The organism is Candidatus Tisiphia endosymbiont of Temnostethus pusillus (genome assembly GCF_964264675.1).
Classification (GTDB): domain Bacteria; phylum Pseudomonadota; class Alphaproteobacteria; order Rickettsiales; family Rickettsiaceae; genus Tisiphia.
This window is the reverse complement of the sequence record NZ_OZ183472.1, coordinates 1,425,015-1,446,994: the sequence shown is the minus strand read 5'-3', so window position 1 is coordinate 1,446,994 and position 21,980 is coordinate 1,425,015. Positions and strand designations below refer to the sequence as shown.

Annotated in this window: 19 protein-coding genes; 13 read left to right on the top strand and 6 right to left on the bottom strand. The window is 32.4% G+C overall.

From position 1 onward, the window contains the following. Window positions 1–420 precede the first annotated feature (420 nt). The 6 genes from ACFEL2_RS06580 (at window position 421) to ACFEL2_RS06555 (ending at window position 7,494) form a co-directional block, all read left to right on the top strand. Window positions 421–945, top strand: a complete 525-nt coding sequence (locus ACFEL2_RS06580) for a hypothetical protein (RefSeq protein ID WP_375331834.1) — start codon at window positions 421–423, stop codon at window positions 943–945. 416 nt (window positions 946–1,361) lie between these two features. After that, window positions 1,362–2,732, top strand: a complete 1,371-nt coding sequence (locus ACFEL2_RS06575) for a M23 family metallopeptidase (protein ID WP_375331833.1) — start codon at window positions 1,362–1,364, stop codon at window positions 2,730–2,732. 171 nt (window positions 2,733–2,903) lie between these two features. Continuing rightward, complete coding sequence (gene murD, locus ACFEL2_RS06570) at window positions 2,904–4,301, top strand: UDP-N-acetylmuramoyl-L-alanine--D-glutamate ligase (RefSeq protein ID WP_375331832.1); 1,398 nt, start codon at window positions 2,904–2,906, stop codon at window positions 4,299–4,301. Further along, window positions 4,288–5,436: a putative lipid II flippase FtsW gene (gene ftsW, locus ACFEL2_RS06565; RefSeq protein WP_375331831.1), complete on the top strand. Its 1,149-nt coding sequence runs from the start codon at window positions 4,288–4,290 to the stop codon at window positions 5,434–5,436. Before murD ends, ftsW begins: the two co-directional genes overlap by 14 nt. Further along, the gene (gene murG, locus ACFEL2_RS06560; RefSeq protein ID WP_375331830.1) at window positions 5,433–6,656 is read left to right on the top strand and encodes an undecaprenyldiphospho-muramoylpentapeptide beta-N-acetylglucosaminyltransferase; all 1,224 of its coding nucleotides are present in this window, start codon (window positions 5,433–5,435) and stop codon (window positions 6,654–6,656) included. The genes ftsW and murG overlap by 4 nt, the downstream gene beginning before the upstream one ends. A gap of 91 nt (window positions 6,657–6,747) precedes the next feature. Continuing rightward, entirely contained in the window at window positions 6,748–7,494 is a 747-nt protein-coding gene (locus ACFEL2_RS06555) for a hypothetical protein (protein ID WP_341751799.1), read from the top strand. Between the two features lie 193 nt (window positions 7,495–7,687). On the opposite strand, the gene ACFEL2_RS06550 is transcribed toward ACFEL2_RS06555, so the two are convergent. Continuing rightward, the gene (locus tag ACFEL2_RS06550) at window positions 7,688–8,437 is read right to left on the bottom strand and encodes a TlyA family RNA methyltransferase (protein WP_341751800.1); all 750 of its coding nucleotides are present in this window, start codon (window positions 8,435–8,437) and stop codon (window positions 7,688–7,690) included. A 369-nt stretch (window positions 8,438–8,806) separates the two neighbouring features. After that, on the bottom strand, window positions 8,807–9,949 hold the full coding sequence (locus tag ACFEL2_RS06545) for an MFS transporter (protein ID WP_341751801.1): 1,143 nt from the start codon (window positions 9,947–9,949) through the stop codon (window positions 8,807–8,809). Between the two features lie 565 nt (window positions 9,950–10,514). On the opposite strand from ACFEL2_RS06545, the gene ACFEL2_RS06540 reads away from it, so the two are divergent. The 7 genes from ACFEL2_RS06540 to ccmE all read left to right on the top strand — a co-directional run bounded on the left by ACFEL2_RS06540 (window position 10,515) and on the right by ccmE (window position 17,735). Continuing rightward, window positions 10,515–12,641, top strand: coding sequence for a ribonuclease E/G (locus ACFEL2_RS06540; RefSeq protein ID WP_341751802.1), 2,127 nt, complete (start codon window positions 10,515–10,517; stop codon window positions 12,639–12,641). A gap of 16 nt (window positions 12,642–12,657) precedes the next feature. After that, window positions 12,658–13,161 (top strand): hypothetical protein, encoded by a 504-nt coding sequence (locus tag ACFEL2_RS06535; protein ID WP_375331829.1) that lies wholly within the window; start codon window positions 12,658–12,660, stop codon window positions 13,159–13,161. A 124-nt stretch (window positions 13,162–13,285) separates the two neighbouring features. After that, window positions 13,286–14,263 (top strand): DNA polymerase III subunit delta, encoded by a 978-nt coding sequence (holA, locus tag ACFEL2_RS06530; protein ID WP_341751804.1) that lies wholly within the window; start codon window positions 13,286–13,288, stop codon window positions 14,261–14,263. A 109-nt stretch (window positions 14,264–14,372) separates the two neighbouring features. Then, window positions 14,373–15,263, top strand: a complete 891-nt coding sequence (locus ACFEL2_RS06525; RefSeq protein WP_375331828.1) for a HEPN domain-containing protein — start codon at window positions 14,373–14,375, stop codon at window positions 15,261–15,263. 273 nt (window positions 15,264–15,536) lie between these two features. After that, complete coding sequence (hemB, locus tag ACFEL2_RS06520; RefSeq protein WP_341751806.1) at window positions 15,537–16,535, top strand: porphobilinogen synthase; 999 nt, start codon at window positions 15,537–15,539, stop codon at window positions 16,533–16,535. A 22-nt stretch (window positions 16,536–16,557) separates the two neighbouring features. After that, window positions 16,558–17,214, top strand: a complete 657-nt coding sequence (locus tag ACFEL2_RS06515) for an SCO family protein (protein ID WP_341751807.1) — start codon at window positions 16,558–16,560, stop codon at window positions 17,212–17,214. A gap of 107 nt (window positions 17,215–17,321) precedes the next feature. Further along, window positions 17,322–17,735, top strand: a complete 414-nt coding sequence (gene ccmE, locus ACFEL2_RS06510; RefSeq protein WP_341751809.1) for a cytochrome c maturation protein CcmE — start codon at window positions 17,322–17,324, stop codon at window positions 17,733–17,735. Window positions 17,736–17,773: 38 nt separating this feature from the next. Here ccmE and uvrC read toward each other — a convergent pair whose 3' ends face one another. From uvrC to ACFEL2_RS06490, 4 genes are all read right to left on the bottom strand, one after another. Further along, a complete protein-coding gene (gene uvrC / locus ACFEL2_RS06505) occupies window positions 17,774–19,636 on the bottom strand; it encodes an excinuclease ABC subunit UvrC (RefSeq protein WP_375331827.1) in 1,863 nt (620 codons plus the stop codon). A gap of 225 nt (window positions 19,637–19,861) precedes the next feature. Continuing rightward, complete coding sequence (locus ACFEL2_RS06500) at window positions 19,862–21,262, bottom strand: sodium:solute symporter (RefSeq protein ID WP_341755838.1); 1,401 nt, start codon at window positions 21,260–21,262, stop codon at window positions 19,862–19,864. Between the two features lie 184 nt (window positions 21,263–21,446). Further along, a complete protein-coding gene (locus ACFEL2_RS06495) occupies window positions 21,447–21,746 on the bottom strand; it encodes a type II toxin-antitoxin system RelE family toxin (RefSeq protein WP_341751812.1) in 300 nt (99 codons plus the stop codon). Beyond that, entirely contained in the window at window positions 21,737–21,958 is a 222-nt protein-coding gene (locus tag ACFEL2_RS06490; RefSeq protein WP_341751813.1) for a DUF6290 family protein, read from the bottom strand. The genes ACFEL2_RS06495 and ACFEL2_RS06490 overlap by 10 nt, the downstream gene beginning before the upstream one ends. Window positions 21,959–21,980 lie beyond the last annotated feature (22 nt).

The following is a 21,980-nucleotide window of genomic DNA, read 5'->3' as shown; positions in this document are numbered from 1 at the left end:
TATACATATACTCAGGTAGAACTTCAAGAATTGGCGTTCCCGCGACCAAAGATCGAAGCTGCTCACGTACTAATGTACGCTACGCTGCTCGACTTTGCTACTGCCTAGCTCTTCTTGAAGTTATACTATCGTCTACCAACTCTTCATTTACGAGCAGTATATACGTCTATAAAACGTCTATTAGCGAGGAGGCCGTAGGTAGACGAAGCAATCTATAATTTCACCGAATTTGGACTGTGCTGAATTATACTAGCATGCAACAAAATTGTATATATAAAATTTTATGATAGTGTAATTCATCTCTAGTAGTTTAAAATAAGTAAAACTTTAGTAATTTTTCTATTGTAATTTATTTTTCTATACTCCATATTGGTAGAATGTCAGATAATCACTCAAAATAAACATTTTAAAGGTGACTTTATGCAAATTTTGTTTTCTCTTATCCTAATGTTGTCTATTCAGAACTGTTACGCAGATATTTCTCTTAATTCTTCTATACAATATGCAGTTGACAGTAATACAAAACATCAATACCTTGAAGGGGCTATACCTAATGAGGCTGTAGAACCATATTTAAAGCATTTGAAAACCATTCTCTCGCCAAAAGATTACAAAAAATACACGCAAAATCAACAAAAGCGTGATGCGGGAAAGTATCATATTACTATAGTTAGACCTGATGAGTACAAAGCCTTGAATCAAGATTTTTCGAGTTTTATAGGATATCCTATGAGCGTTAGGTGCTTTGGTATCGGAAATATTAAAGAGGGAGATAACGAGACATATTTCCTAGTATGTCAAAGTCAAAATGCCGCTAATTTAAGACAGCATCTTAAGTTACCTACGCAGAATTTTCATGTTACACTAGGATATAAAGAAACAGATATTTTTGATCGTCCAAAAGATAAATCTTCTTTAATTCCTCCTTATTCTATTTTAGAGTAATGTAGGCGGCAAGTTGTTGGCTGTTTAAAACTCGTCAGCAACTTGCTATTTTTAACTTAATAGACTGCTGCATAAATCAAAGAAGCTTTCGGGATTTTTAGGAGAAACGAAGCCGGCTACCTTCGCGTACACTGCTCGTAAATGAAGAGTTGGTAGACGATAGTATAACTTCAAGAAGAGCTAGGCAGTAGCAAAGTCGAGCAGCGTAGCGTACATTAGTACGTGAGCAGCTTCGATCTTTGGTCGCGGGAACGCCAATTCTTGAAGTTCTACCTGAGTATACACAGACGTATGTGAGGAGCGGAGGCGAATTTCGACGACAAAATCACCAACTAGATTGACTTATGCAGTAAGTCTAATAACCAATTAGATTGACTTTAAGTAAGTCTGCTAACTAATTACGTGAGTAAGCCTTAATGCAAGCTATTATCCGCCTTATATTAACAAACCCAAAAATTAATTCTAAATTTAGAACTGGTTTTTCGTACTTTTCTATATTCATTTTTATGGGGTTTGCTACTTTTGTATCTTTATCGATCAATAAGTTTGTTAGTGATACTATGTCAATGACCATAGCAGAGCCAGAGATACTTGAGTCTTCAGAAGAACTGTCAAATGAAATTTCCAAAATTATAACGGTCAAAAAAGGTGATACATTAAAGTCAATACTTTTGCATCAACAAATTCCAAATAAAGAAATAACCCAAATTATAAAAATAGCAAAAGATAAAAATATTGAATCTTCTCTGAAGATAGGGCAGCAACTGGTTTTCGATTACGAAATAAAGATTATTGAACAAGATGATGAAGATCTTGCTTCTGAATCACGTACATTAAATAAACTGACTATAGCGTATGATAAAATCAAATCTTTAGAAATTATTAGAGAAGGTGAAGATTTCCTTGCAAGAGACGTAACCAAAGTTCTCAATAAGCTATTAACTAAATCGTCGGTAGTTATTAATTCAAACTTTATGTCAGCTTTAAAATCGTTAGGGTTATCGAGTAATAGTATAATTGAAATGATCAACTCATATAGTTATCAAATTGATTTTCAACGTCAAATTAAGAGTGGTGACACTGTAACTGTTATAACCGAAAAATTTGTTACCGATGATGGTAAATTTTCTCATCATGGTAAGGTTTTATATGTATCACTTAATTTATCTGGTAAGGAATATAATATTTTTCGATATTCTCCAAATAATGCAGAAAATAATCATGATTTCTTTTCTGAGGATGGTAAAAGTGTCAAAAGAAGTTTGCTTAGAACACCTGTTAAATTAGTTAGAGTTTCTTCTCATTATGGTAATAGACATCATCCTACTTTAGGCTATACTAAAATGCACAAAGGTGTTGATTTTGCTGCTCCAACTGGTACGCCGATTTATGCTGCAGGTAATGGGGTGATAACTGAAATAGGATGGAAATCTGGCTACGGAAAATTTATACAGATTAAACATAGTCAAAATCTATCAACTGCTTATGCTCATGCTTCTAATTTTTCTAAAAATCTTAAGCTAGGAAGTATAGTTAAACAAGGTCAAGTTATTGCGTATGTTGGTAGTACTGGTAGAACTACTGGACCACATTTACATTATGAAGTTAAAATAGGTGGTAAGAACATAAACCCTATGCACGTTAAATCTACTCCAGGCATAGAACTTGCTGGCAAGCAATTAGCAAAATTTAAACAATTTAAAAGTAATGTAAGGTCTTTAAGTAATGAGCTTGATAATAAGTCAGAGATTGCTGAAAATTCAGCAACAAAATTCTTGAAATCTTAAGGAGTTAATATAGTTCTCGTTTCTTATTATTTCACCAAGTGTGATAAAGAAAAAATCCTTGATGAGTTTAGAAAAAATACAATCTTACTAAATTATTTAAGTAATTTTTAGTCAAAATGCAGCTCAGTAATGTAAATAGTAAACATAAGTAACAAGGTAAGCCTAAAAATTATGGCATCGTTTCTTTCGCAAAAACATAAGAAGATAGGTATAGTTGGTTTGGGTAAGACTGGTATAGCTGCTTGGGAAGTACTGAATAAAGTAGCTAAAGTAATTTGCTATGATCAAGCAAAGAGCAGTCGGGATGCTTTTACCAAAATCTATGGGGCTGATAGTCTTGTTGGCTTATCTGATCTGCAGTGGCAAAATCTTGATAAGATTCTACTGAGCCCAGGTATTCCTTTGTCTCATGACATTGTTACAATGGCTAATTCTTATAATATACCGATAACTTCAGATATAGATATGTTATTTGAGGAAGTTAGGTTAAGAGAGGCTGAGGCAGCTAACTTCATTGGCATAACTGGTACTAATGGTAAGAGTACTACCACTGCTTTAACCGGTCATATTTTACAATCTTGTGGTTTTGATTATCAAGTTGGAGGAAATATAGGTTTTCCTGTTTTGGCTATGAGGTTAGATAGCAAAGGATATGTATTGGAGCTATCCTCATTCCAATTAGATTTATTAAACAGTTTTAAAGCCAAAATTGGGGTGCTTCTTAATATCACGCAAGATCATTTAGACCGACATAATAATATGCAAGGCTATATTGCTGCTAAAAAAAAGATCTTTGATCGAATGGACAAAGATTCATTTGCCATAATTAGTGTTGATAATGAAATTACCAAGAATATTTCTCTAGAATTACAAAAGGAAAATAGAACAAATGTAGTACCAATCTCTACTTATGAAATTCTTAATAAAGGAGTATCAATTTGTAATAATATTATTTATGACAATATTTTTGAACCTATTACTATTAATTTCCATAATAATAACTATCTACAAGGGATACATAATCAAGAAAATATCGCCGCTAGCTATGCAGCTTGTCGAATTATAGGGGCAAGACCAGAACAAATAATTGCCGCTATCGGGCTATTTAAGGGGTTACCACATAGAATGCAATATGTTGGTACAATATACTCAGGCCATTCGAGTAAGATAAATTTTTATAACGATAGCAAAGCTACCAATTATATTGCTGCTTCTAAATCCATCTCATCGCTTGATAATATATATTGGTTAGCTGGGGGGATAGCAAAAGAAGGAGGAATAACAGATATAGAACCATGGTTTTATAAAATTCGCAAGGCTTATCTTTTGGGTCAAGACAAAGACCTTTTGGCATCATTCCTTAATGGCAAGGTAGATTACCAAATTTGTCAAGATTTAACGGAGGCTTTTAATTCTGCCTTTAGAGATGCAATGGAGGATATAGGGAGTATAAAGAATATCCTGCTAGCCCCAGCTTGTGCTTCCTACGATCAATTTAAAAATTTTGAAGAACGCGGAGAATTATTTATTAAATTATATAATATTATTGCTACCCATGATCAAAGATAATCATAATAATGAATTGTCTAACAACTATATAAAATGGTGGTGGCGTAGTATTGACCAGCAAATGATTATTGCTTTAGTAATCCTATTTGTGTTTAGTATAATGTTGGTTACTACATCAGGATCAGCAGTAGCGAATAGAATTGGACTTAATGAGTATTATTTTGCATCTAGACAATTATTCTACCTTGCTAGTGCTTTGTTACTAATCATTTTTTTTTCTTTTTTCTCAAGAAAATGGTTAAAGAGATTCTCAATTCTAGGGTTTATTGGGAGTATATTATTATTAATTTTAGTTAGATTTTATGGTTATGAGGTTAAGGGGGCTACTCGTTGGATTAATATTCTAGGTCTCTCTGTACAACCTTCAGAATTTGTAAAACCATTTTTTGCAGTGGTGGCAGGCTGGATATTATCGCTGAAATTTGAAGATGAAATTCCAAGTTTTTCTATTTGCCTAAGTCTTTATAGTATCGTTGCTTTATTATTAATTATCCAGCCAGATTTTGGTATGTTAGTGATGGTAACTGCTGTTTTTGGTATTCAACTTTTTATTGCTGGTATGCCGATATTTTGGATTATACTTGCTGCTTTTATGTTGGTATTTGGGGTTACAGCAGCTTACTTTTGGCTTCCTCATGTAACAAAAAGGATTAATAGTTTCTTGGATCCTGATAGTAGTAGTAATTACCAAGTTGGTAAGTCAATCAGGGCGTTTGAGCATGGAGGTTTATACGGTCGTGGTCCTGGTGAAGGGGCGGTAAAACAAGTATTGCCGGATTCGCATACTGATTTTATCTTTGCTGTTGCTGGTGAAGAATTTGGGGCAATTATTTGCTTAATCATTATAGGGATATTTGCTTTTATAGTTATTCGTAGTTTACTTAAACTTATTAATGAAGAAGATAAATTTATTCAATTAGCAGCTAGTGGTATTATTTCCCAAATAGGGTTACAAGCAATCATTAATATTGGTGTAACCTTGAATTTATTACCAACCAAAGGTATGACGTTACCCTTTATTAGTTATGGTGGTTCTTCAACTCTTGCTATAGCCATTGCTACGGGGATGCTGCTTGGTTTTACCAAACATAAAACCTCTCTTAGTAAGTATAAAATTCAAGATATTGACATATGAAGAATATAATTGTTGCTGGGGGTGGTACAGCTGGTCATTTGTTTCCCGCTATTGCTTTAGGTGAAGAATTAATGAAGCGTGGGTATGAGTTGCACCTTATCACCGATGTTAGATGCCAAAAATATTTAATTAGACCTCTTTCGAAACTCGCTTATGCTGAGGGATTTGAAGGAGACGCGGAACGCAGAACCGCAGCGTACTCGAATGTACGTGAGGATTCGAGTACCGCATCGACGTACAAATCACCAGCAGAAGTAGAGTTTCGAAGGGGGTCTACTGAAGATTTAAAGCTTATACCACATATAATAAATTTTAGATTAGCACCTAAAGGGTTAATTAATAGGTTTAAGTTATTGATTTCTTTGTTATTTGTAACTTTTAAGATGTTATTGCTATTAGTGAAGATTAAACCATATGCTATAATTGGGTTTGGTGGCTATCCGACTTTTCCTCCATTGCTTGCTGCAGTATTTTTACGTATTCCTATCATAGTTTATGAACAAAATTGCTTTATTGGTAAAGCTAATAGATTTTTCTTAAAATATGCTAGGAAAGTTGCTCTTACATATGATGAAACTAAAAATTATAATATTCTTGATAAAAGTAAGAAACTGGTTATAGGAAATATAGTACGGGAAAATGTTAAAAATTTGAAAGTTAGAGAAAATTTTAATAATGACACTTTCCGAATATTTATTTTTGGAGGAAGCCAAGGAGCAAAGGTTTTTTCTACTTTAATACCTGAAGCTATTCAGATATTGGTGCAATCAAATCCTGATATTAAACTGCATATTACCCAACAAGCTCCCTTAGAAGATCATGATAATATTGCGAAAATTTATGCTCAGTTGAAAATTCCATATAAATTAGCAGATTTTTTTTATGATATGGATCAGCAATATGTGAGTCAAGAGCTAGTAATATCAAGAGCTGGGGCATCAACTATTTCTGAGCTTAGCTATATTGGCTTGCCGGCGATTTTTATTCCACTACCTTCAGCTAGCGAAAACCATCAATTCTATAATGCCAAGGCTCTAGAAGATAGTGGGGCAGGGTGGTGTTTTGAACAAAGTACGATCACAGCAGAAAAATTAGCCGATAAAATCTTAGTGCTGGTAAAAAATCGTGATATACTAGGGCGGGCATCTCGTGAATTATTAAAGCGAAGAAATGACGGTAGTATAGTTTTAGCTGATACAATAGAAGAAATAATAAGCTGACTTTTTAATTCAGTTGAGGGAATTGCTTCTTGCAACTTTAATAATTCTGTGTCATTAATTATGGCTTATTAAAAAATTATCGGATTGCTTTATGTTAAGGAAAACTATTATTACAGTTTTGGGATTGTTCCTACTTTCAGGTTGTACTGATGGTTTTAGAGGATATTTTAAAAAATCTGCTAATAATAAAATTATAGATACAAAAGGTTTTGAAGGTAGTAAGCGACCGCCTCTTTATAATAAGAAGTATATATCAATGGCAAAAAGGAACGTCACGGAAGAAAATTTTGATGACGATGAGGAAGATTTACTTAGTGAAGCTGATACGGAAACAATTAATCCAACTTTAAGAAATCGTCAGATGTATCTTAAGATGGTAAAACAGGATGCAGATCGCAAAAGAAGGCAGAAGTTAAATCAAGATAAAGATTATCCTTCATTGAACTTAGCAAGTGATAGGGTAAAAAAGCGAAATAGTGATGAGGAAAACAGTAAGTTGCACAAAGAGCTAGAGCAAATTAAAGCTATGCTGCATGAAACTAAAAAAGATTTAGAAAAGTATAGTTGTCCTGCGGGGAAAAATGTTAAAACACAAAGTGCTGATATGTTACCAATAGAAACAGATAGTCATAAAAACAGTAAAAAATTAGAAACTAATAAAACTAAGAGTGTACTCAATAAATCAGAAATGAAAAGAAAATTTCTTAGTGAAGATTATGATGATATAAAGGTAAATGATCCTAATGGGAAAGTTGGTAAAAACGACACTAATAATAGAGTGAATAGTACTATTGTTAATGAACAAGAGAAATTTCAGTTACCGCCTCGTGCAATATAAATACAGATTATATACTCAGGTAGAACTTCAAGAATTGGCGTTGTCGTGTCTAAAGATCGAAGCTGCTCCGTTACTCATGTACGCTACGCTGCTCGACTTTGCTACTGCCTAGCTCTTCTTGAAGTTATACTATCGTCTACCAACTCTTCATTTACGAGCAGTATATATATAATTAATTGGCAACTCGGGTTAATTATAGTTTTTTGTTACGCTGTCCATAAATTAAAAACTCCTGATTGCCTTTTGCTCCTAGAATAGGGCTGGGTATTATCCCATATATGTTAAAATTATAGTTTGATTCTAGCCATTGTTGAATATGGTCACATACTCTTTGGTGTAAGAGTTGGTTTCTAACAATGCCACCATCCCCTACCTCGTTCTTTGCCACTTCAAATTGGGGCTTAATTAGAGCAACTAAACTACAATTATCTTTTGCCAAGCTAAATGCAGTGGGTAATATGGTGGTAAGGCTAATGAAACTAGCATCGCAAACGATCAGGTCTGGTGGTAAACTAATTTGCTCAATTGTTAAATACCGGGCATTAGTTCTTTCAATTACTGAAATTCTGGGATTATTACGTAGCTTATGATGTAGTTCACCATATCCTACATCTACTGCAAAAATCTTTTCAGCATTCCTACGGAACAACACCTCAGTAAAACCACCCGTACTAGAGCCTATATCTAGACAGACTAGCCCTTGTGGGTCAATATTGAAATGATCTAGAGCAGCAATTAACTTTAACGCCCCTCGTGATACATAATCATGTATCGGGCGTTTTATAATAATATCACGAGTATCAGTTGATATGCCAGTACCTGGTTTAGTATTTTGCTGCTGATTAACATATACTTTGCCTTGTATTATTAAGCTTCGTGCAATGTTAATATCATCAACTAATTTGGATTCTACTAGATATTGGTCAAGTCTTATTTTTTTCATAAATCTTCATAGCAACTTAAACCTGAGTTCGATGTAATAGGTTTGATGTCATCCCCGTACAGGCTTTACCCGTGTGGATCACTAGTATATACTCTTCTGCTTTGAAGAATTGTCTCCGTAAAACTGCGGGGAATTCGCGTACTCACGTAGCTCATCTACGCTCCGTTCGCTCACCCCTTGTTTTACGTTCCAATTCTTCAAATCATTTGAGTATACTCGGTGAACTGTAAGAATTGGCGTTCTCGCGACCAAATATCTCCGCTCCTCATGTACTAGTTGTCCAGTAGTGTGACTAGTTGTACGCTCCAGTACTTGACACTCGTACTCCGAGTAGCAATTTAGTCTTGGGAAACTGTTTAGATTATACCCCTACCACCTGTACAATTTCCGTTTAAAAAAATACCAAGAATAATAAAGTACAAAAGTTCCAACAACGCTAAATGTAGAAAATAAAAAACCTTGTTCATCAGAAAGACCATAAGATATATATGAAGATAAAGCTCCAGAATACGCACCAATAGCACACATAGTTAAATATATTACAAGTGCGGTTCTAAAATCTTGTGTCTCGAATTTATTGGATAATATTAATATGTTACAAATAAAAATAGCACATAAACATACGCCAATTGTAGAAAGGAGATAGATATTACCTATTAAAGTTACCCCATAATTCGGTAAAAGAATAAAGCTGACTAAAAGGATAATTATCAATATTAAGTTAGCAAGATATTTATTGATTATTTTTAATAATAGAATAACAGGTGATATCAAGAAAAATATGCTTATAAGTGTAGAATGTGTAATAGATTCTATCTTTGATACAGGAAGATGTTTTTCCAATGCAAATTCTTCATAATACCACAATATATCGAAAGTAATGTAAGATACCATAAAGCCTGTTAGTATCTGTAATTCTATATTTTCTATTAAGAATGAAAACCTAGAAACTAAAGTTGTATTTTTATTAACACTCTCTCTTTGTAAGCAAGTTATAATAATGAAACTATAAAGTAATATGCATAATAATAACCCGTTTATGGCTGATACGAAAAAGTCGGTTAGTGAATTAACTGCAAAATACCCAGCTATCCATAACAAAGAAAAAATGATAAGAGAGAAATATTTGTAATTATTGGTAGATTCTATAATTTTTATGATAGTTATGGTTATATAAGTGTAGTATGCAGAGGCCATTACAATAAAATTGATTCTAAGGAGTGTGTAGTCCTGCATCATAATTATGTTTAATATACCTATTATAAGTATAACTAAACTAATAATGGTAGTTTTGTTATCACTGATTTTGTTAATTAATGGGGTTAAGAATAAACCAGCTATTATATAACCTAACATTTCGATTGATTCGATATGGTTTAGTTCCTCCCCAGATAAGCCTTTACTTAGCAGAAAACTTGGCATTATAATTGCATTGATGTAAGTGATACATGCAAAAAGAAATACGCTAAGAAACAATAGCAGAACTGTTTTTAAATGATTATTTTGGGTCATAAATAATTGTTTGCTAAACTAGATTACATCGTATATAAATTTTGTTAGTTGAGAGGCGTTTCAGAGGTTTTTATATAACCAAAAGTACATTATATCACTCATTATGATTTGTCTAATTAATTTGTTATTTTGACCTTAATAAAATATTATATAACCAAGTAGGTATAATAGTTCTCGATGTCATCCCCGCTTCACTGTAGAATCCAAACAGCCTGAATAACTGTTAGGTATCATGGATTTCTGCTTTTAGCTAGGAATGATCAATGGCATAGTAATGTTATATCGAATTTAGGTTAAGTAGAGTTTTTTAGTTATTTGTTAGGTTAATGTACTTGTTAAATGTTTTCTCATTAAAACTTAATATTAAGTTTTAAATTTGTTATAATATTCTCTAATGTTGCTAAATTTACAGAGCTTAGAGATATATACTCAAATGATTTGAAGAATTGGATTCGAAAATGAATGGTGAGTATGCTAGGAGTTACGCATGCAAATCCATGATATTTTCAAAAAACAATTCGTAGGAGCAGAAGAGTATACCTAGAAATTTACGAGTAAAAAATTAATGAGTAAAAAAATTATAGTTGATGCTAACTTCCCTAATGAAACAAGGGTGGTTTTACTGAATCATAGTAACAATATCGAGGATATTGAATATGAAACAGCCATAAAACAACAAATCAAAGGTAATATATATCTTGCAAAAGTTATAAGAGTTGAACCAGCGTTGCAGGCTGCCTTTATAGATTATGGTCCGGACAAAAGCGGATTCTTGCCTTTCAATGAAATTCATCCATATTATTATAATGTACCAGTATCTGATCTTAAATCTTTGACTTCTATAAATAAATTACAAGAAATTTCTCTTTTAGATATTACCCAAGATGATTTTGTAGAATCTGAAACAAAGAGGGATTATAATCCGATAATAGATAGTGAAGAAATTGATTTAAATGCCATAGAAAGATTAGTGGACGAAAAAATTCAGGTAGAATTTAATTTGGATGTCTTAGATAATGATATTGAAACAATAAGTGTAGACAAAAGTGATAGAGAGGAAGACAATAAACAAAAGCAATACAAAATTCAAGAAGTAATAAAAAAAGGACAAGTTATGCTTGTTCAAGTTACAAAAGAGGAAAGAGCTAATAAAGGTGCATCATTTACAACCTTTATATCTCTTGCGGGAAAGTATTGCGTTCTGATGGCTAATACTCCATTGCAGAATGGTGTATCACGGAAGATATCCAATGCTGATGAGCGAAAAAGGCTTAAGAATATAGTCAGTAAAATAACTGCAAATAATAACAGTAGTGGGTCAAGTATCATAATTCGTACAGCTGGTGCTGGCTGTACTACTTTAGACATAAAAAGAGATTATGATTATTTAGCAAGATTATGGAATAAAATTAGGGAGAATACTCTTAAATCTGTAGCTCCCTGTTTTATACATGAAGAAGATGGTCTAATTCAAAAAGTCATAAGAGATATGTGTGATCCTACTGTTAAAGAGTTGATAATACAAGGTAGTGGGGCTTATCAAAATGCTGTGAAATTCATGAAGGATATATTACCTATTGATTTGGTTAAGCTCAAAGAATACAAAAATAAGGTGCCAATTTTTACAAAATTTGCTGTTGAGGAACAACTAGCAAAACTATACCAACCAGTTTTTGCTTTACCTTCTGGTGGTTATATAGTGATAAATCCAACAGAAGCACTTATTTCAATTGATGTTAATTCAGGAAAAGCAACTTCTGAAAAAAATATTGAAGAAACGGCATTAAAGACTAACTTAGAAGCTGCTAGAGAAATTGCTAGGCAAATTAAATTAAGAGATTTATCAGGCTTAGTGGTTATTGATTTTATCGATATGTATGAGGCTAGAAATCGTAGGATTGTCGAGAGGTCTTTTAAGGAATTTCTAAGTAGAGATCGTGCAAGAATTCAAACTGCTCATATTAGTCAATTTGGTTTGCTTGAGATGTCTCGTCAAAGATTAAGCCCCTCATTTTTGGAATCAAATTCATCGATTTGTTCATATTGTAACGGTAAGGGTCTTGTTAGGGCAGATGAATCAAATGCTATGTTGATTCTACGTACAGTAGAAAATGAAATCTTTAATGAAAATATTGATTTAGTAAATATTTTTGCTAATATTCATTCAGTTATCTATTTACTGAATAATAAACGTTCAGAAATATCTCTAATTGAAGAAAAATATAATTTAAAGTTAAAATTCCACGTTGATCCTTCTGCCACTTCTGATAATTATTCAATTGAAAAAATAAAATTGCCGAAGAAGTCTAGCCATACAGAAACTGGTAATAAGCCATTAATTCAGAATCAGTCATCTAATTATCAAGAAGAAAAGAGTATTAAAGAGACTCCTGTTCCTAACAAGAAGAAGCAAAAATGGAAAATGCCTAATAAATTAGAAACTAGTAGTGAATCAAATAAGGATATAGAAAAAATTGATAAAGAGGTAATTGATTCTATTAAAGAAACTAATAAGCCAGTAGTGGTAAATGAATCGGATAACGGAGATAATGACCTTGACACCAATAAGTCAAGCCGTAAATATATTGAGAAAAAATCAAATTATTCTCGCCCCTCTAGAGTACGTAACTATAATAAACGTAAGGTAAATAACAATGATAGTGGACAATCTCAGGAGGTAGCTAATAGTTAAAAATGGTAAATATAATATGGTACGTTTAAATTTATTATTAGCTCTTGCTTACTTATTTTTATTTACCTCTTGTAGTTTAAAACCTGTATATAGTAATAAATATAGCACGCAGGAATTAAGCCAATTAAGTAGCATTGAAATTGAACCAATAGCATCTATTGAAGGTGCAGAATTTTGTTACTATTTATCGAGTATTTTACCAAGGTCTACAACAGCCACAACAAAGTATTTATTAAAGGTAAAATTTACCAACAAACGTTTACCACTTATTCTTCAAAAGAATTCTGATGTGTTAAGAGAAGCAATCAGTCAAACTGTTCAATATAGGTTAGTTGATATTGTAACTAGTCAAGATATTACTTCAGGAACATTCCGGCATGTAACTTCTTATAGTACAGCTGCTTTACCATATCATAGCTATATAGATGAAGAAGTAGCATTGAAAGACCTTACAAAACAAGGAGCAGATGATATCCTAGCAAGATTAATTTTATATTTTAAGAGAGTGCCTACGAACTGAATAATTTTTAGGAGAAATGTAGCTGAGTACCGCAACGTACTTAATGTACGTGAGGAACGGAAGCAAATTTTGACGACAAAATTACTAAAAAGAATCAGTTTGTTTTAACAAAATAGAATTAAAGATGAAGCTTTACCTATCACAAATCATTCAGCTACTTGATAAGGTAGAAAATGGACAAATTAAGGCTCTGTTGCTTTATGGTCCAGATAAAGGGTACATTGATAAAGTTTGTAAGACTTTAGTGAAGAAATTTGACTTACTAAAAACCTCTATAGAATATTCTGAAATTAAAAATCGATCTCTCGAGACTTTAGTTAATACCCAAAATTTCTTTATGCAAAAACAATTGATTATAGTAAGGTCAGTTGGTGAGTCTATAGATAAATCTTTAAAACTAGCTCTCAGTAAAGAGTCATTGCATTTCTTAGTTTTTATTGCTGATGAATTATCAGCTGCTTCTAGTATACGTAAGTTTTTTGAAACTGAAACTTATTTAGCTTCTCTAGCTTGCTATCACGATGATGAACACAAAATTACTAAGATAATTTTACAAAAATGTAACAGTGTTGGTAAGGTTATAAGTGAAGATACTGTTAACTATTTAACAGATCGTTTAAAAGGTGACCATCAAACACTAATTAATGAAATCAATAAGTTAATATATTTTACATTTGATAAAGATCAAATCACCTTGGATGACGCACTAGCTGTAGTTAGTGATGATTTTACAGGGAATGGGGATAATTTATGTGTTTATTTTTCCTCAGGAAATCTTGATAATTTTTTACAAGAATTCACCAAACTAAAACAACAAAATATTAATGAAGTGCTAATTATCAGAGCATTAATCAGGTATTATCTAAATCTATACACTGTATTGAATAAATTAGCAATGGGTGTTAATATAGATATGGCTATAAAATCAGTATCTCCACCAATTTTCTATAAATATGTGCCAAATTTTAAGCAAGCTCTAAATAAGGTTAACTTAGAAGATTGCATTAAAACATTGAAACATTTAGAGCAAGCAGAAATTGATTACAAGCTAAATCCAGCTGGCTTTGATATATATCAACAAGTTTATGTTAAAACATACTGATTGGAGATAATTATGCATAAAGCAAATTTTTAAGGAGTCTTCTAGTTAAATTGCCAACAAAATAAGTAAAATTATATAATATATTCTCAAAATATAACGATAAATCTATATGAAAACTACCTTACCTAGCCGTTCTATGATAATTCAAGAAAAGCTTGATGAGATTGTAAAAGAAATTTTAGCAGTTGGAAAAGATAAGATAGCGATGATTATTTTATTTGGCTCTTATGCTAGGGGAGATTGGGTACAAGATGAGTATAAAAAAGGACACATTACTTATAGTTATCAAAGTGATCTTGATCTTATGTTGGTGATGAAGAAAGGCAAGCATGCTGGTCTTGCCGGTTTATCCATAGAAGATAAAATAGAAAAAAGGTTGGAAAAAAAATCATTAAGAAGTCCTTTTGAGTTATGGGTAACTTTGGTGCTAGAATCAATCAAGACGGTAAATAGTCAGTTAGAGAAGGGGCATTATTTCTTTTCCGATATAAAAAAAGAAGGAATTCTTTTATATGATAGCGGTGAATTTCAGCTGGCAGAAGCTAAAAACTTACCATGGGGAGAAAGAAGACAAATAGCTAAAGAGGATTATGAATACTGGTTTGCAAGAGGCAAAGGTTTTTTTATTGATTGTAAATATCCATTAGAAAGAAAAGATTATGCTTTATCAGCTTTTTACCTTCATCAAACTACCGAAAGTTTTTATAATGCTATCCTGTTAGTTTTTTCCGGTTATAAACCGAAACTGCACGATATACGAAAATTAGGTAGCATAGCTGGAAATTACAATGAAGAACTATGGCAAATATTTCCTCATTCCAGCATTGAACAAAGGCAATGTTTTAGATTACTTGAACAGGCTTATATTGAAGCTCGCTATAACAAAGATTATAGAATAACTAAAGAACAGCTACTTTACCTTATTGATAGAGTTAAAAAATTAAAAACAGTGACGGAGAAAATTTGCTTGGAAAGGATTAATGGAAAAGAAGTACTGTGATTTGGCTTAATCTTACTATAATAAAAACAAAGTAATTAAGAACAGGAGAGTCTTTAAAGACTAAAGATCATTGAATTATCAGGTTAAGTGAAGAAAATGATAATTTTTATCGATTAAATGTTAAATATCGCTTAGTGGGTGCATTAATTGTGATATAAGTAGTAACTAGACGTTATGAAGTAAACACTAAGACAGGGTAATTAAAAGCCTACTTGCGGCTTTGAATGAAAAATAATAGACTAGTGCTATTAAACAAAAAAACGTGGAAAAGTTATGTACCCAACAATAAGATTAAGAAGAAATAGAAAAACGCGGTGGCTAAGAGAATTAGTAGAGGAGAATAGTCTTGGCGTGGATGATTTAGTGCTAGCATTATTTGTGGTTGAGGGCGAGAACCAGCGTCAAGAGATCAAAACTATGCCTGGCGTATATAGATTATCTATTGATCAAGTAGTGTTGACGGCTAGGCAGGCTTATGAAAATGGCATAAATGCTATAATACTCTTCCCTTGTATAGATGCAAAATTAAAAAGCGATAATGCTGATGAAGCATATAATCTAGACAACTTAATGTGTAGAACTATACGAAGTATAAAAAATGCCAACATCGATATTGGTATAATATGTGATGTTGCCCTAGATCCTTACACTACCCATGCACATGATGGTATTCTACATAATGGGGATGTAGATAATGATAGAACGGTTAAAGCTTTGTGCAATCAAGCTTTAGTTTTAGCAAAAGCTGGGGTAGATATTGTAGCCCCATCTGATATGATGGATGGTAGGATTATGGGCATACGTCAAATACTAGATTCAGAAGGGTTTATTAACGTTAATATACTATCTTATGCGGTAAAATATGCTTCAAGTTTTTATGGTCCATTCAGAGATGCATTGAACAATAATAAGACAGCTTATCTAAATAAAGCGACCTACCAAATGGACGTACGTAATAGCAGAGAAGCTATGTTAGAGATAGAACATGATCTTGCCGAAGGTGCAGATATGATTATGATTAAACCTGGTATGATGTTTTTGGACGTCATAGCACAAGCGGCCAATAACTTTAATACTACTATATTTGCTTATCAGGTAAGTGGTGAATATTCCATGTTAAGATTTGCGGCAGATGCCAATGCCTTAAATTGGCAAGCAAGCATAATAGAATCATTGGTATGTTTTAAGCGTGCTGGAGCAAAGGGCATTGTTAGCTATGCTGCATTAGAAGTAGCACAAATATTGAATAAGCAGTCTGTTATAAAAAAATAGTATCGCAAAGGTGAAGAATACAATGCAAAAAAAATGTAATATTAATTCGAATTGTCAGGCTAATATTGTTATAAAAATTATCTTAGTAGTAGGTTTATTGATAACTATTATGTCATTGTATTTTTGGTTATCTTTTGATATACCGCAAAAACCCCTTGCTGGGAAGGGAGGAGAGGATAATATTGACGTGCAAATTGGTGGAAACTTTGAGCTAACTGATCAAGACGGCAAGACTTTTAATAGTGATAATTTGAAAGGAAAATTAAGTTTAATTTATTTTGGTTTTACTTATTGCCCTGATATTTGTCCTACTTCTTTGCAAAAATTAACAGAGGTCATTAATACTCTTGATAAATATAAAATTGATGTTGAATTTGTTTTTATTACTGTAGATCCTCAGCGTGATACTCCAGCAGTGCTTAAAGAATATTTAAAGCATTTTAATTCTAAATTTATTGGTTTAACAGGTAATGAACAACAAATTAAAGAGGTTGCTGATAAGTTTAAAGTGTATTATGCTAAAGCAAATGATGGTGAAAATTATATGATTGATCATTCTTCTTTTAGTTATTTAATGGATCAACAAGGGAAATATATAAAGCATTTTTACTTAAATAGTTCTGCTCAAGAGATTATAGATTTTATTAGAGTGAAGCAGCAAAATCAAAAAAGATATTAAGATGTTTAATTATCTACTAGTCTCATACCTGTTTGCGTTTGCTGCTCTTGCATTATTGTTAATAACAAGTTGGCTAGATTATAATAAAATTAAAGTTAGATCAAGTAATGCAAAAAAAGGTAAAAAATAGATTAAAGTTTATATTATTTTACCTTTTATGCAGTGCTGGGGGAATATATATGATATTATACAATCTTGAAGATAGTATAGTATTTTTTTATCCTCCGTCAAAAATTAACGAGTTAAAACTTGGCAAAGAATTGAGAGTAGGGGGCTTAGTTAAAGTAGGCTCAATCAGAAAAATTACTGCTGATAAAGTGCATTTTGTCATTACAGATGACATTAAAGACCTAGAAATATCTTACCAAGGAGTTTTACCCGCCTTATTTCGTGAGAATCAAGGGATAGTAGCTGTAGGTAAGTTATCAGGTAATATATTCATAGCTCGTGAGTTATTAACTAAGCATGATGAAAATTATTCTCCAGCCTCACCTAACGTAGTTAAAAGACAAACTGGCTAAAAATATGCTATGAGACAATAATGATTATTCGAATCATCTTACTTGTTATGTAATGATGTAAAAATATGCTTTGCAAGAGTTTTGCTTATACCTTTTACCTTAGATAATTCCTCAATAGTAGCATCACATATTGCTTTATATGAGCCAAAATAATGTAACAAGGCTTTTTTTCGGATAAGACCAACTGAATTTATGTCATCTAGACTAGAAACTTTAATGGCTTTAGAACGGCGTAGCCTATGATTTTTTATAGCAAAATTATGAGCTTCATCACGCAGAATCTGTAAATATTTCATAATTGGCAGGTTTTTATCGATTGTAAAAGACTCTTTACCTGGCATATGAAATTGTTCGCATCCGGCATTTCTGTCAGGTCCTTTTGACATACAAACAAATGGAATTGCAAGGCCGAATTCTGCCATTATTTTTTGTACTACTGATAGATGTCCTCTTCCTCCATCAATAATCATCAAACTAACTATACTCTTTAGAGGTTCTTTTTTTAATCTTGTAAATCTTCTTGTTAGGACTGTTCTTAGCATTTCATAATCATCACCTCTATTGGCATCACCTCCTTTGGCATCACCACTGGAAGCGGGTATATTAAAAATCCTATATTCTTTTTTATCGAAACCGAATTTAGTCGCAACGATCATACTACCTACGGCAAATGTTCCCATAATGTGACTATTATCATAAACTTCTATTCTATCTGGTAGTAGTGGTAGGTTGAATAATTGTTGTATTTGTTGAAAGATCATTTGATTTTTAGCAAATTGTTTTAAATGCTGATCAAGTGCTAGCTGACCATTCAATTCAGCATTTTCTAATAATTTTACTTTATTACCGCGGATAGGGTGTATTATAGACAATTTATTATTAGCACTAAGTTGTTTAATAGCTTTAGTTACTAATTCTAGATCAATGATTGGATGATTTATAATTATCTCATCTGGAATCTGAGCAGTTTGATAAAATTGATTGATAAATTGTGTTAGAATTTCAGCTTTGTTGCTCTCTTCAGTGTGAATTGGGAAATAAGGTATATTCCCGTAAGATTGACCGAATCTATATACAAATAGTTGGATACAGTAATAATTATTTTTTTCAACAATAGCTATAATATCAGCATTTTTTATAGAACTACTGGATAAGGTTGATTTTAGTTGGACATAACTCAGTGCTTTTATTCGGTCTCGTATTTCGGCAGCAGCTTCAAAACGTAATTGTAGACTTAATTGTTCCATTTTGTCAGATAGAGTTTTTTGTAGTTCCTTAGTTTTACCAATTAAGAACTCTCTTACTTGGCTAACCAGCTCACCATAATCTTCTTTAGTAATTTTGCCAACGCACGGGGCAGAGCATCTACCAATTTGGTATTGTAAACAAGGGCGCTTGCGGTTCTTAAAATAATTATCACTACAAGAACGTAGTTTAAAAATTTTTTGTAATTCTTTTAAGGTAGTATCTACTTGCTCTGAAGAAACAAACGGACCAAAGAATTCACCACTAGATAAATTTTTTCCTCTATATTTAATTAATTGTGGGTAATCAGTATCCAAACGTAATTTGACATAGGGAAAAGATTTGTCATCTTTAAGTAATATGTTAAATTTTGGCTGAAACTTTTTTATTAATTGTGCTTCAAGTAATAAAGCTGCAATTTCGGAGTTAGTAACATTATACTCTAAATAATGTGTTAGAGATACCATGCGTATTGTTTTATTGTCAAGATCAGTTTTAATATAGTTAGTAAGACGTTTTTTTAGATTCTTAGCTTTCCCCACATAGATAACTTGCTGATCAGCACCCAGCATTTTATAAACCCCAGGAAGATTAGGAGCATTCTCAAGATGAGATTTTATTAATTCACTACCTATAAGTTTAGATTTTTGTAACATAATTTACCAAACAACCTGAGTTTGACATAATATTAACTGTACGTACGACTGTATACTGCTCGTAAATGAAGAGTTGGTAGACGATAGTATAACTTCAAGAAGAGCTAGGCAGTAGCAAAGTCGAGCAGCGTAGCGTACATGAGTAACGGAGCAGCTTCGATCTTTTGGTCGCGGGAACGCCAATTCTTGAAGTTCTACCTGAGTATACTCCTTATTTATCAAGGCTTATAGCTCAACTTTCAAATTACCTAGCTTTTTGGTAATTAATCCTATGCAGAAGACTAACAAACTGCACATAGTACCAACAAAGACAGCCTTTAGACAAGAATTATGAGTGAAAAAATATGTCCAAATGAGAAAAGATGTGACCCCGCTTAATCCACATAAAACCATCATTTTTTGTGTTATAGTAATGTTGAAAAGAGCAAATACTAGAGGGACTAATATTAGTGGTCCCCAAAATCCAGTAATAAACATTACTAAATCAATTACATTATTAAATTTTAAGGCAACAATTATTGCAAAGCTGCCGATTACGACATTAGTAATTCTAGCAATTAACAATAATTTCTTTTGATTTTGTATTTTAAAAATAGGATTTAATAAGTCCTTCACTAAAGCTATTGAGGTAACATTTAAATCAGAATCAGCAGTAGACATAACTGCTGCAAGTAAGCCAACTATCACAAAGCCTTGTAACCCTGAGGGTACTATTTGATCAATTAGGTGTGGTAATGCAAGATTAGAGGAGTAATTGGGATAAAGATTATAGGCAATCAAACCATTTAAGGTGATAAATATTAAGAATATAGCATATATAACTGATTTTATATATATAGCGGTACTAGTCTTTTTTGCATTATTATTAATTAGAGCCCTCTGAATAAAATTAGGATATAAATTCATTACACAAAAACCTAGCATGACAGTTATCGTATTAATAAATATCTCACTGGCAAAATTATTATTATAGATAAAATACACTTTTTCATTAGGTAGTTGTTGGATAAATTCACTAATGCCAACTTTATTGAGACCACATATGGCAATAACTGGAATAGCCATTATCATTGCAAAGAATTGTAATAAATTAGTAAACATAATCGATTGTAATCCACCAATAGTTGTGTAGATGATAACAATTCCATAGCTTAATATTACTCCTTCTAAATAATTAATCTTTAAAATATATTGAAAAATATAACCACTAACGCTAATTTGGGCAGCAACAAAGCCTATAGATACCATAACAGATGCAGTGCCAGCAATAAAACGACCTGATATACTATAATATTTTACCATTATATCACCGACACTTTCTGCTCCATAATGTTTAGTTATTTGGGGTACAAGATAAATAGCTATGAGTATATCGATTGGTAGAGTAAGTATTAGTCCGTAGCTATACGATAAATCACCGGAAAAGGCTTTTTCAGCAATACCAAAAGTAGCACCTCCACCAACAGATGAAGCAAAAATAGTTGCAACCAACAATAGTTTACTATTGCTAGTCTTACCTTGAACGGTAGCATAATCTGTAAAACTTATAAGTCTAGATCTGTAGTATGTACCAACAATAAGTATTGATAGCAAATATACTAATACAATAATATTATCAAGGGTCATTTAATTATTTTTATTGAAAGCGACAGAGTATAATATAAAAAAAAACTTTTTCAATAACTGCAATTATCTTTATATATACTGCTCGTAAATGAAGAGTTGGTAGACGAAGGTCAACTTCAAGAAGAGCTAGGAGTGTCAAAGTCGAGCAGCGGAGGGTACATTAGTACGTGAGCAGCGGAGATCTTTAGACACGACGACGCCAATTCTTGAAGTTCACCGAGTATATATCTTTTCTATGTTTTATAGCAACTATAAAAATCGTTTTAATTTTCGGCTCAATTCTATAGACAATACGATAATCGCTAACTCGGAGGCGTCTATGACCTTTCAGGCTATAACGTAAAGGTTTTCCAAAACCAATAGGGTCGATCATCAAACGCTCTTCAATAACTTTTTTAATAAGTGCCTTAGCTTTTGTAGAGAGAGAAGGAATGTGTTTGTTTATTACTTCTTCTAAATAACGTACTTGATATTTTACTTCCATGTATCATCATGGCTATAAGTTTTGACAGCGTCCTTATCAAGTTTCTCTGCTACTTTAGATAGATAGAAGTCCTCACGCATTTCTAAAGCTTCAAGAGCTAATTCACGCACTAAACTCGCAACAGACTTATGCTCCTGATGAGCTAAATGTGAGAGTAAACCAGCAGTTGTTTCTTCAAAAGTTACATTGATTCTTGGGTTTTTTGTTGCCATGATGTATAGCTTTATTAATGTT